This window comes from Vibrio sp. 1078-1 (genome assembly GCF_033340475.1).
In genome coordinates, this window is record NZ_JAWOWM010000012.1 from 1 (window position 1) to 12,510 (window position 12,510).

The following is a 12,510-nucleotide window of genomic DNA, read 5'->3' on the forward strand; positions in this document are numbered from 1 at the left end:
GAGTGATTCGCAACGCTTGGCAGTTTCGCTTCGCTCAAGTATAGCCAAGCGCCGCTCACACCTTAATGCGGCGTTATAACTTAAGAATTATTTATTGACAGAAAAAGGAAAAATGTATGTTTGGGATAATTATATGGTTAGGGTTGTCTATTGGTGTTGGAGCTTTTGCTGCAAGTAAAGGACGCTCAGGAATAGGATTTTTCATATTGTCATTATTGCTATCGCCTTTAATTGGCTTGATAGTTGCGCTTGTCGTTTCACCTGTTACAGCTAAAGTAGAGGCGGCTGCGATTGAGTCTGGAGAGCACAAAAAATGCCCGAAATGTGCTGAGTTGGTTAAAAGCGAAGCTATTGTTTGTAAGCATTGTCAGGCAGATTTAGCATAAAGTTATAACAAGGCGTTCAAGTGGGATTCATGCCGCGTAGCATTTTTGGTATGCGGCTAGTTTTGGTAGTGAAAGCTGCTTGCGGAAAGTTTGTTTGTGCGGCATTCACCCCTTAACGCAGCGTTATGTGTATAGGTAGGTTATGAGTAAAAAATCAATAGAGCAGTATCTAGAAGTAATTAGTGAACTTGATAAAAAGCTAATAACAACTGTAGGTAAGATAACTCGTGCCAACAATGGGACTATGTATCAAATGGATCTATTTAGCTCGGCAGTAGTTAACCGATCCTTAGAGTTATCAAAAGGCTTTGAAAGTATGATTAAAGCTGAGCTGTTTTTATGCGCAGCTCCATTGCTTAGATTACAACTGGATAACTTACTAAGATACTCGGCGCTATGGCTAGTAGAAAACCCTGATGCAGTTTGTCTAGATGTACTTGGCGGAAAACCAATTAGAAAGATAAAGGACAAAAGTGGTAAAAAGATGACAGACGCTCATCTTGTTTCTGTTCTGTCTAAAGAAACTGAGTGGATCTCCTCGGTTTATGAGAAAACTTGTGGTTATGTACACTTTAGCGAGAGTCACTTCCACAAAACCTTATTGTCTGCAAAAGGTGGAAAAATAGAAGTCGGCATCGGTGATAAAGCCAAACCCGTCCCTGATTCAGCATTAGAGGAAGCATGTGCAGCATATCAGGCTATAACAATGGAATTACTACGGTACTTGGATGGGTGGTTGCATACTAAACAGTCATACGAAAAATACACATAACAAACTGTTCAAGAGGGATTCGCAACGCGTGGCATGTTCACTATGCGTTGGTTTTAGTGATTAAGGTGGTTTGCAGCGGCTTTGGTATTGCGTTGCTCACCCCTTAACAGGGCGTTATAACTCAGGAGGAAGAGTGGAAAATTTCCCGATAGAAAAGCTCAAATTTACAAGTGCAAAGATTTCTGGTGTCGATGGCGACGTCTCACTTGAGATAGGAATAGAGCCGTTTGAACTTAGTCTAGACGACTATTCTGAGACAATAGAAACTGTAATTAGCCTAAACGGTATTAATTTACCTACAGAGCTTAATGAACTTACTGGTAGAACATTTACTTTCCCTGTAAACCCAGATGACGGGTATATTGATGGGTCAGTTTACTTCTTTGCAGCTCATAGTCCTGTTGATATCACTGAAATTAAATTTGGTGAATCGACAAATGGAAAGTTACCTATGACACTTGAATCCTCATGGGTACTGGAATTTGAGCTAACAGGGTTTAAAAACCTACATACAACAATCCACACGTATCTGAAGTTATAACAAGGCGTTTAAGACGGATTCACAACGCGTGGCATTCTCAGTTCAAATTGAGTTTTGTGCTTACGGTGCAATGGCTTAGGTTCGGTTGTCAGCGTTGTTCACCACTTAACGCGGCGTTAGCATGCAAATAGCGTCAATCAGGTTTTGAAGGATTATAATGAAACTTGTAACGAAAAGAGTAGAGAATTTAGGAACTCCTTCATCTGAAAATGGAGTTTTCTCAATGCTTAGTGAGCTCAGAAGAGAGCTTCTACTAGAGATTTCGGAAGGAGAAAAAAGGATAGGAAGTTCAGAAGAAATAAAAAGTTGGATTTTAGAGCACTATCAAGCCAACCCCTTAGTTGGTGATATGTATAATGCAATTTTAATGATAAAAAAAGATTTAGTTTATTCTGAAGGCGATTTACCACAGCTTGAGGAATGTAAGTCTAAGATATCTCAATTGGAAACATTACCTCTTCCTGAGTTTTGCTTTATAACTTCTCGTATTCAAGATGTAGAAAAAGGAGTGTTAATTCAAAGAGAAGAGCTTAAAGGCGCTGGTTTAGTCTATTCTATAACAATTTTCGATAGAGAGTACTTAACGAAGAAAGCAGTACGCCTAGAAATTCGAGTGTGTAAAAAAGAACCAGAGCCATTTGTTTCTCTTTTTACCATTAATGGCTGGATTCATATATCTAAGGAAAGTGTGCAATCAAATGAGTATGCCGTATTTGCTCTCCGATGTTTAATAGCCTATCACCGTTACGAGTATCCAGTATTAACAAAAGATTTAATAATTGTTGATGAACAAGATAAGCTTACTGATAATGACTATTTATTAGATTTAATAGTTAAGGCTCATAAAAATGAAATAAAATGCTATAAAGCAGAAGTTCCATTAAATATTATTAAGCCACGTGATATTGAATACGCATTATCTATTCCGAAAGAAAGAATTCAGTCTTACATTAACAAAATGTGTGATTTTGGCTTTTCTTTTTCTGAGTTGCTTATCTATGAAGATGGTAATGTTTTCATAACTGATGACGATTATCCTGTATACCTTGCTTATGCAGCAATGGATATTAGTATGGTTCCAGCGGTAATATTAGGTGAATTTAAGAACACTGATGTGAAAGTTTTGTCTGAGGGAGGAGGAGAGTTGATGCCTCCGATAGGTGTCGAAGAAATTGAAGACTCAGGTATTCCTATTAAAACTAAAGAACAAGCTCTTAGAGAGAAAATATCTAGTTTATGCCCCAAAATTTCTGATTCTACGAAACTGGAAAATAGATTTGTTCATTTCTGTAGACTAATTGGTAGTAGATCGACAAAAGAAAAAGAGCTACATGAATTTTTAAATAAAAATCCACAAATTTTAGATAGTCATATGGCCTCTATGTTCAGCGAAGTTAGAATAGGTCGCTATAGAGCAGACTTAGTTATACGTTATGAGCAAGTCGACAAAAAAGTAGTATTGGTTGAGCTGGAGCGTCATAGTGATAAAATATTTACGAAGTCCAACCGTATAAGAAAAAAAGTTACTCATGCATCTCAACAAGTGGAAGACTGGATTAACGAAATTAGATTAGGGACAAATAATGCACCGAAATGGTTAACGAATCAGTATAATCCTGAAGGTTTTGTCGTTATTGGTCGCTCAAAAGACCTCTCAGAAGACCAAAAACAAATTTTGTTTTCATTAAATGTGAATCGTAAGGTAAAGATAATAACCTATGATGATTTGTTGGAGCGAATGAAACGGCTTATGGGAATGATTGGTGGCTTAAACTAGTAAATGCATCTATGCCGTTATTAATATGTGTTCTGGCGTTCTAATAAGCGAATGCTAACAAATTGCTTAAGAGTGACAGCTAACCTTTGGTATTTTTGGTTTGGGTGAGTTTAGTGATTACGGTGGCTTTGCTTGAACTTAATGGTTGGTTAGCTGCACCTTAGCAAAGCGTTATGCGACCTAAAGGAAATGGATATTTATGGATAAGTTTGGAATGCTACAAGAGCTTGGTGCAGGTGACTTTCAACACCTTAACGGTTCATTGGAAGCGCACCTTAAAGGGACTGAAAATGTTCTGATAAGTTGGGGTAGTAGCGAGTTACTTCAAATTGCAGGTCTCTTTCATGCTGCTTATGGAACTGCGGGCTTCGATGAAAATATGGTGTCGCTAAGTCAGCGCCAAGAAATAGCACGAACTATTGGGTGTGATGAAGAAGCTTTGGTTTACTTGTACTGCTCATGTGACCGAGACTATGTATTTCCTCAATTTGGCAAAGTGCCAGAAATCCAATTTAAAGATCGATTTACTGGTTCAACATTCAAACTCGACAGTGCAACGGTGAAATTGTTTTGCGAGTTAACTGTCGCTAATGAGCTAGAGCTTGTTTATAGCAGTGAAGAGTTCAAACTCAAATATGGTGCTGAGCTATTTGAACTGTTCCAAGGTATGGACAACTACTTAAGTTTCGAGGCTAGAAAGGCGTACAAATCAGCATTGTCGAATTTCGCATAACAAATTGTTCAAGAGGGATTCGCAACGCGTGGCATTTTCACTGTGCGTTGGTTTAAGTGATTAAGGTGGTATGCAGCAACATCGGTATTGCGTTACTCATCCCTTAACAGAGCGTTAGGGTACAAACGTAAAAAAGCCCACCATATCAACAGTGGGCTTGGAATTTAAGCTTCCTCTGCTTCACCTTGGCTAGAGTTACTTCTGTCGAAAGCAAACTCAAGTTTCAGAAACCAAGCGTGAAATGCTGCAGAAACACTAAAACTAATCTTCATAGTCAACGCCTCTAAGGGTTGGTGACTATCAGGCTTGAAGGTGTGTTTTGAGTTTCAGGTATATTGAAATTAGTCGTTTTAAGTTAAATTAGAGAGAGTTTTAAAATTAGTGTTTGTCTTCAATCTTATGAGCTTTAGCATCTTAAGCATTGAAATAGTAGTCTAGTTTATGTAGCTCTTTACTCTAATCTTTATTCAGTTATGTTAGTTTCAGTATCTTACTTTTGGTATTTAGTTACCTTAATTTTGCCTGACACCTCGCGGATAACCGCTTGAAATTTATACTATGCATTTAAGCACTCATGTCAAGCGAGAAGTGCCCTAACAAAGCGTTTAAGGCAGATTCGCAACGCTTGGCATTTTTGGTTCGATTCAGCTCTAGTGTTTACGGCACAATGTTTTAGGTGTGGTGGTGGCGTTGCTCACTACTTAACGCGGCGTTAGGCAAACTCCCTCAATAGTAACTATATTCGCTTGAACATACTTACTCATCGATATTCTCATCCAGTTTTTTACTAAAGTTTCTTATCATGGATAAGTAATGCTCTTCGTTAATTGTTTCGTTATTCCCGCCTTTAAAAACCTTTTCGGAGTCTGAAGAAGCAAGTTCCTTTTTAAACTTTGAAATGTCATTTTGTAAGTGTTCAATTTTTTCTTCAAATTCAGATATTCTACTTCTTTCTACTTTTAGTTCCGATAATAGTTTTTCTGTGTCATTTTTCAAATTTTCCAGTTCAGATATCTCATCTAGAACGGACTTTTCTTTTTCACTTAGATTTTTCAAAGTTGTAGACGCGGACTTGGTTTCACTTTCTAAGCTATCAATTAAGCTTTTGGCTTTTTCTAAGTAATGATTTTTTGTATCGTCAACACCTTTAATAACATCTGATTTTGCTTCTTGCACGCCTTTTACTACTTCAGCCCGGGCATGTGTACCAGCGTTTACATAGGAAAAATACCCTGAAATAACAGATAGTAGGCTTATTATGCCGATAAAGCCCAACCCAAAGTCACGCATGTCGTCTAATCGAGTGTTATTTGCATCCAATGCTGTTTTTAGTTCAAGTATTTCTTTTTCTTTTTCAGTGAGCGCAGTTTTATAAGCGATTAATTCTGCTTTTGTCGCTCCTAATGCATCAACATTCTCAATTCGGCTATGAATTCTAACAAGGTCATTCATTAGCCAAGTAGGTAGGTCTTCTGGAAGGTTGTATTTTTTAATAGCTTCTTCCTGGGTAATTTCTATGTAATTTATTTTTAAACTACTTCTATCTACAAAGTCATTAGATGCATATTGTGCGTTTGAATAATTAGTTAAAAACAAACAAACCAAAACTAAATATTTTAAATGATTCATGTGTATATACTACTTTTTTATATTAGCCTTAGTTATGTCAAACCTCCCTGAAAGATAGTTGCCACTAATATCATTAATATCTATGCTCCCTTCTGCCATTCTATCGACAAGTTTCGTCATATTACTACCACAATCTTCCTTCTCAGCAATCCAAATAGCATCTTTAGGAAGTATATCCATAAGTAACACTTGGTGGGTGGTAAATACTAATTGGGCATTATTAGAGTTGAATTTAAGAAATAGCTCTAGTAATTTATTAACAATTTGAGGGTGAAGGTGAGATTCAAGCTCATCAATAACTAGCACTCCTCCAACAGCACTAACGAATAAAACTAGAGGTAAAATCCCATATAATCGTTTGATTGCACTTGACTCCTGGTCTAAAGACACAGCAAATTCTTGATTGCCACTTTTATGGTAGAAGACAGGATAAAATTGTTCTCTATCTTTAAATTCTCGTTTATTTAGTTCGATTCTCTTTAAAGATGGGTCAAATTGCGTCAGTAGCTTTTCTGTCAAGCCAAATGAAAATTTATCTTTAGCTAGACGTCTCGAAATATTGTAGACACTTGTGTTGTCAATATTAAATGAATTATGGTAAACGTTTGACTCGATACAATAAAAGAATTTCGAAACAGAGTTTATATAATTGTATTCACCGTCCAAGTTTCGCTCAGCATGCCTAATAGCAGATAGATCTCTAGGCACCGGCATCTCTATCGACTTATGGTTAGTATCGACAAGGTTTATTTTTGTTCCTTCTCTCTTCATTACCAACTTATCTTCAACCCACAAAGACTCAGATACCGATGAGCTTGAATCGACTACTAGTTTGTAGTTGAACAGTTGTTCATCCTCGAAGAATTCGACTTCAAATTTGGTTGGGTCACTATTAAACAGAAACGTCTTGATAGAATCGATAGTGTTATTGGAACTTCTCCCACCACAAAACCCTCTAAGAAAGTTCAGACTTTTTAGAAAGTTAGTTTTTCCTGATGCATTTTTTCCAAATATTGCTGTTACTGGTGCCACATTGCCAAATTTAGTTTTCTGAAAGTTAGCTCCATCTTTGGATGTAAAGTCCAATTCAACTTTGTTTTTGAAACTGTGGAAGTTTTCGACTGAAATCTTTAGTAGCATTATGAATTCAACTCAATTCACTTGTGGTGCCCTACAACCAGGGCGCACGTGTGTTGTCAATGTAAGGGAAGTTTACAATAACACAGCTCAAGTGAACATTGATATCATTGCTAAACAACCAAAATTGGTTGAATCTAGATAGCAACTTTGCACATTGGAATCACATTGATATGAAAAAACTCAAATACATGACCGCACACACACGTTTGCCTAACAAACTGTTTAAGAGTGATTCGCAACGCGTGGCATTTTTACTATGCGTTGAGTTTAGTGTTTAAGATGGTATACGGCGGCTTTTGTATTGCGTTGCTCACCCCTTAACAGGGCGTTATATGCTTTAGGGATTTCTGAACAGGATGTTTTTGATACTAGCAATATTGGGTGCTATCTACCTGTTATTTAAGCTGTACCGGGAAGGCGAAGAGATAGGTTGGAATAGAATTTTAGTTACTATCTTTTTTGTCAGCTATTCAGCTCTGTATTTGTATGTTCCACCTTTCTTAGGCATGAATAACCAATATGCAGGTAAAATGTACGAATTAGTTCCAATCGGATGCTATTTCATGGCTTTACTTCCCGATATGGAAGAGGCAGAAACTGAGGCGAAAGCCTTCGTATTTTTCGCTTGGTGTGGTCTTATTCTCATAGCATCTTTCTTGGTTTACTTTAAGTTGTATGTATGGTGATGGGTGCTAGTACGCATATAACAAACTGTTCAAGAGGGATTCACAACGCGTGGCATTTTCACTATGCGTTGGTTTAAGTGATTAAGGTGGTATGCGGCGGCATCGGTATTGCGTTGTTCACCCCTTAACAGGGCGTTAGTCGCCAGAAAAAGCTAGCAGTCAAAATCATACTTATGAGCTCAAAATCTGGCTGATGATTGTTTGGTACACAGGCTCGTCGTCGATGGTTCTAACTCAGTTTCAGCGGTTTTAAGTCCAAAGTTTTGCAAGTGTCCTAGCGGTTGTTTTGTTCTTTAGTGCTGAAAGAGCAGGGCAATCGAGAGTCTGTTTTTGGTTGCAACTCCGCTCGGTGAGCTTGCTGGGTACAAAAGCCGATTTACTCGCTGAAATGACGTTTTCTCTGGTGTGGTAAGTTCCACGTGGTTTCAGTGACTTTGTTGAAAGTCCGCACTGTGAGATTGGTTTTCCAAAAGCGTTTTTTGGTGTTGTCAGTCCGTTTTCTACGGCGTTGTTTGTTCCAAGTGGTTTCATTGAGTAGTCGCTTTGAGACTACGCCTGATTTAAGTGCATCAAAGCATATAAAGTTTGTTGTTTGCAAAGTTTGGTTCGGCTTAAAATTGTCGCTCGGTGCCTCGCGACTAACAAACTGCTCAAGAGGGATTCGCAACGCGTGGCATTTTTACTATGCGTTGATTTTGGTGATTAAGGTGGTTTGCGGTGGCTTTCGTATTGCGTTGCTCACCCCTTAGCAGGGCGTTAGGTGCTTGAAGGAAAAGGTAAGTATGGAAATTACTTTTCAGCAGATAAACATTGATGATTTCGAATTGTGCGTTGCTGCGAGAAAAGATGCATACTTTTGTAGTTTTGGGCATTACGATGGTTTCGACGACTTCATCAGTGGGTATCGTGAATGAGTATTAGACCGGTTAGCAGCATCAGGATGGTTCTATATCCATATATTTGTGGATGGTCAGTTTGCAGGGCAGTTAGAGTTTCGTAGCTTTTCACCCGAGCCGGAGACTGGCTATGTGCATCTCATTTACTTAAAGCCGAATTTTCGTGGTTCAGGACTCGCTGCAAAATTGCAGGATTATATTGTAAGGACGTTGAGTAAAGCGGGTTGTTTGCGTGCTGTACTTTCAGTAAGCCGAACTAACCATCGAGCTCTCACATTCTATAAGCGCCATGGTTGGGAGTTCGTGCGCAATAATCCCAAGCACGATGAAACAGACTTTTACCAACTTTGGCTACGCACCTAACAAACTGTTTAAGAGTGATTCGGCACGCGTGGCATTTTTACCATGCGTTGGTTTTAGTGGTTAAGGTGTTATGCGGAACCTTCGGTATTGCGTTGCTAACCCCTTAACAGGGCGTTAGGCTCCGAGGAAGCAATGAGAAAGAAAGTAGAAGAGCGCTTAAATAGGCTTAATAAAGGATGCTGTCCAGTTCATGGGGGTTTTATGTCTCAGGTTGAAGGGTGGTATGAAAATGAGCAGGGTATAAACTACACCGTTGTCGGATGTTCTCGAAACGCTTGCAAAATTTTAGCAAGAGCTTTTTCTTATGACGGTCCTTGGGAGATTGATGAAAAGTACATTCATTTGTTTGATGAAAACAAAGTAGATCCAGATTTCCTCGACCATACTGTTAAACCAAATGACAGAAAGAGCGCCGTGAAAAAGTATAGGTCGGATGTTTTTAGCAAAACCTCCGGTTTTTGCTACTACTGCGGGGTTGGATTAACGCTTGAAACGCTAACTGTTGATCATTTTTTCCCCGAGTCTCGAGGAGGTAAAACAGAATTCTCAAATTTATTTCCGTGTTGTAAAACCTGTAATTCCTCAAAAGGAACTAAAGACATTGAGGAGTTTAGGTTTTTATGTCAAATGAGGGAGTTCAAAAAAGAGCACGGAGTAGAGTTCAATCGAGAGCAGATTAACTTTTTATCCAAAAGTGGATTTGACATTCAATTGAATCAACATGACTTTTGGTTCGAGGAAAACATAGCCTAACAATCTGTTTCAGAGGGATTCGCAACGCGTGGCATTTTCACTATGCGTTGGTTTTAGTGTTTAAGGTGGTGGTATGCGGCGGCTTGAGTATTGCGTTGCTCACCCCTTAACAGGGCGTTATGTTAAATAGTGCTTCAAAGCCCACAGGTATTCAGCTAATCTCTTGTTCCACACAATATCTTAGGTATATACATGATTGATCACGTTACAATTCCCGTTAGTGATTTAGAAAGAAGCCGGAAGTTTTATGAAGAAGCTTTTAGTCCACTAGGGTACAAAATTGCATTTGGTGGAAAAGGTAAATTTTGGGCTTTCGACCTCGGTAAGGGCTTCTTATTCGAGATCTGTAGTGCTAAGGCTGAGGGTGCTTTAACGAGCTTTCATATTGCCTTTCGTGTGGCGAGTCAGCAAAAGGTTCGAGAGTTTTATGACTCAGCTATTTCAGCAGGAGCGCGAGACAACGGAGCTCCAGGACCGCGACCTCACTATACCGAGAACTATTATGCATGCTTCGTTCATGATCCAGATGGTCATAATATTGAGGCTGTCTTTGACACCTGGAAGTCTTGATGCAGTTGAAAATGCGGTAAAAGTTTAATGTAAAACACGTGCTGAGTTTCAACATAACAAACTGTTCAAGAGGGATTCGCAACGCGTGGCATTTTCACTATGCGTTGAGTTTTTGTGGTGAACGTGGTCTGCGGAAGGTGGGTTTGTATGGCATTCACCCTTAACGCGGCGTTATGAGCCACCATGAAAAATGCAGAATAGAGTGGAATAGATGGAACGGAAAAAACAGGTTCAGTGGCTAAAGATTCATAAGGGAGGCTTTCTCAGACACTGTCTTACTCATGGATTAGCTTTCTGTGTACCATTTGTATTTGGTACTGCATTTGTTCAAAACGATTTTTACTTGAACTTGTCGCCTTTTATTTCGTACCGGCTTTACTTAGTTACTGTCATTGGCGCGGTATTTCTCGCAAGCAGTGATTGGATTTTTAAGAGTAGGCAGTATCAAAAACACAGAAAGAATCTATTGCGAAAAAATGTCTCATAACAAGTTGTTCAAGAGTGATTCGGCACGCTTGGCATTTTTACTATGCGTTGGTTTTAGTGGTTAAGGTGTTATGCGGGAGCTTCAGTATTGCGTGCCTCACACCTTAACAAGGCGTTAAGTTTCATTTAATTCGGAGTAAATAAATGTGCAATATTAAAGTTCCAGATTGGAATTGTGGAAAAGCATTCGCGACGGTACGAGTCAATAATTGGTATGAGCTTGAAGCACTAATTGAAAAGGACTTTCTTGATTGGAATGAATATGTTTTTCGAGGACAAAAAAGCTCCAATTGGCCGTTACGTTCAAAATTCGATCGTGAATATAGGTTAGCCCTAAAAAAGCTAGATGAAGCAGAGCCTTCTAAGGGGTTATCAGAGCAAAATATATATCTGGTTGAAAGGAATCTGAATTTGAGTCTAGATCCTAGAAATGAAGTGTTAGATAGGCTAATAAGCACATTTAAAAAGGCGTGTACAGGTCGTCGCGGACAGTTACCTAAGACATTGTCAGATACTGAATGGTGGGCATTAGGTCAACATTTTGGTTTAGCAACCCCTCTCCTAGACTGGACTTTATATCCTTATGTTTCAGCATACTTTGCGTTTAGTGAAGCAGATCCAGATGAATCTGGTTGCCGAGCTATTTGGGCTTATTCGCATGATGGGATGATGGAGATTTTTATTAACTCGCCAGAGTACTGTCATAAGGAAATAAAAGAATCTGACACTATTATGGTGCTCTCAGGGTTAACTGATGAAAACTCCAGAATAATTAGTCAAAGTGGTTTGTTTACGCGTATACCAAACGGTGAAGATATAGAAGAGTTTATTGAAAATAATATCGACTTAAATGGGATGGCCCCAATTCTTTACAAAATAGAAATACCGAATACGCAAAGAGAAGCGTTTTTACGTCATTTAACGGTTATGAATATACATAGCGGCTCTCTTTTTCCTGATCTTGTTGGTGCTGCTGAATTTGCAAATCGTAGCCTCGAATGTGAATCGGAAAATTTACTCTGGAAAGCGACACCAGCTTTTACCAAACGGATGCTTAGCAATGGAGCATATCACGATAACAATAAATGAACTTAACAAAGCATTTAAGAGTGATTCGCAACGCTTGGCAGTTTCGCTTAGCTCAAGTATAGCCAAGCGTTGCTCACACCTTAATACGGCGTTATGTGAATAGAAGGTTCCAGTGAACAAGGTAGTCAAAGAGCGCTTCGAGGAATATCCGGAAAATGCTCGTATTAGGCTAGAGGAGCTACGAAATCTAGTCTTTCAAATCGCATCTGATTTGGAGCTGGGTGAAGTCGATGAAACTCTAAAGTGGGGTGAACCCAGCTATAGTGTAAAAACAGTCAGCCCGCTAAGAATGGACTGGAAGCTGAAATCCCCTAACAATTATTACCTGTTCTTTAACTGCCAAACTAAGTTAGTCGATACATTTCGAGAATTGTATGGTGAAGAACTGGTGTTTCAGGGAAAAAGAGCAATCGTTCTGTCCATATCGCAAGTGTTGCCAGAAACAGCAATCAAGTCCTGTTTAGAGTAGGCTTTAACTTATCAGCAGCGTAAAAATTTGCCTCTTTTGGGCGCGTGAAAAAATTCACATAACAAAGCGTTCAAGAGGGATTCCCCACGCTTGGCATTTTTGGTTTTAATCAGTTTTAGTGTTTATGGCATAATGGTTTAAGTCGGGTGGTGGCGCTTTCCCCCCCCCCCCTTAACGCGGCGTTAGTCGCCAGAAAAAGTTAGCAATCAAAATTACGTTT

The 12,510-nt window shown here is 39.0% G+C and carries 11 protein-coding genes and 1 pseudogene; 10 read left to right on the forward strand and 2 right to left on the reverse strand.

Annotated features, from left to right (window positions below; translation table 11 throughout):
- Positions 1-116: 116 nt before the first annotated feature.
- The 5 genes from R7190_RS18960 (at position 117) to R7190_RS18985 (ending at position 4,209) form a co-directional block, all read left to right on the forward strand.
- Entirely contained in the window at positions 117-386 is a 270-nt protein-coding gene (locus R7190_RS18960; RefSeq protein ID WP_025549200.1) for a zinc ribbon domain-containing protein, read from the forward strand.
- A gap of 142 nt (positions 387-528) precedes the next feature.
- Positions 529-1,158, forward strand: a complete 630-nt coding sequence (locus R7190_RS18970; protein ID WP_029853408.1) for a hypothetical protein — start codon at positions 529-531, stop codon at positions 1,156-1,158.
- A 133-nt stretch (positions 1,159-1,291) separates the two neighbouring features.
- On the forward strand, positions 1,292-1,699 hold the full coding sequence (locus R7190_RS18975; RefSeq protein ID WP_132937075.1) for a hypothetical protein: 408 nt from the start codon (positions 1,292-1,294) through the stop codon (positions 1,697-1,699).
- A gap of 157 nt (positions 1,700-1,856) precedes the next feature.
- Entirely contained in the window at positions 1,857-3,476 is a 1,620-nt protein-coding gene (locus R7190_RS18980) for a Shedu immune nuclease family protein (RefSeq protein ID WP_225478318.1), read from the forward strand.
- Positions 3,477-3,675: 199 nt separating this feature from the next.
- Positions 3,676-4,209, forward strand: a complete 534-nt coding sequence (locus tag R7190_RS18985; RefSeq protein WP_132937076.1) for a DUF6817 domain-containing protein — start codon at positions 3,676-3,678, stop codon at positions 4,207-4,209.
- Between the two features lie 756 nt (positions 4,210-4,965).
- Here R7190_RS18985 and R7190_RS18990 read toward each other — a convergent pair.
- Positions 4,966-5,838, reverse strand: a complete 873-nt coding sequence (locus R7190_RS18990; RefSeq protein ID WP_005500271.1) for a hypothetical protein — start codon at positions 5,836-5,838, stop codon at positions 4,966-4,968.
- A 9-nt stretch (positions 5,839-5,847) separates the two neighbouring features.
- On the reverse strand, positions 5,848-6,978 hold the full coding sequence (locus R7190_RS18995) for an AAA family ATPase (protein ID WP_132937077.1): 1,131 nt from the start codon (positions 6,976-6,978) through the stop codon (positions 5,848-5,850).
- A gap of 1,468 nt (positions 6,979-8,446) precedes the next feature.
- On the opposite strand from R7190_RS18995, the pseudogene R7190_RS19000 reads away from it, so the two are divergent.
- The 5 genes and pseudogenes from R7190_RS19000 to R7190_RS19025 all read left to right on the forward strand — a co-directional run bounded on the left by R7190_RS19000 (position 8,447) and on the right by R7190_RS19025 (position 12,290).
- Positions 8,447-8,923: pseudogene (locus tag R7190_RS19000) on the forward strand (GNAT family N-acetyltransferase).
- Between the two features lie 132 nt (positions 8,924-9,055).
- Positions 9,056-9,676 (forward strand): HNH endonuclease, encoded by a 621-nt coding sequence (locus R7190_RS19005; protein WP_206959763.1) that lies wholly within the window; start codon positions 9,056-9,058, stop codon positions 9,674-9,676.
- Between the two features lie 192 nt (positions 9,677-9,868).
- Positions 9,869-10,246 (forward strand): VOC family protein, encoded by a 378-nt coding sequence (locus R7190_RS19010; protein WP_132937081.1) that lies wholly within the window; start codon positions 9,869-9,871, stop codon positions 10,244-10,246.
- 630 nt (positions 10,247-10,876) lie between these two features.
- Positions 10,877-11,821, forward strand: coding sequence for an FRG domain-containing protein (locus R7190_RS19020; RefSeq protein ID WP_132937083.1), 945 nt, complete (start codon positions 10,877-10,879; stop codon positions 11,819-11,821).
- Between the two features lie 112 nt (positions 11,822-11,933).
- A complete protein-coding gene (locus R7190_RS19025) occupies positions 11,934-12,290 on the forward strand; it encodes a DUF1801 domain-containing protein (RefSeq protein WP_132937084.1) in 357 nt (118 codons plus the stop codon).
- Positions 12,291-12,510 lie beyond the last annotated feature (220 nt).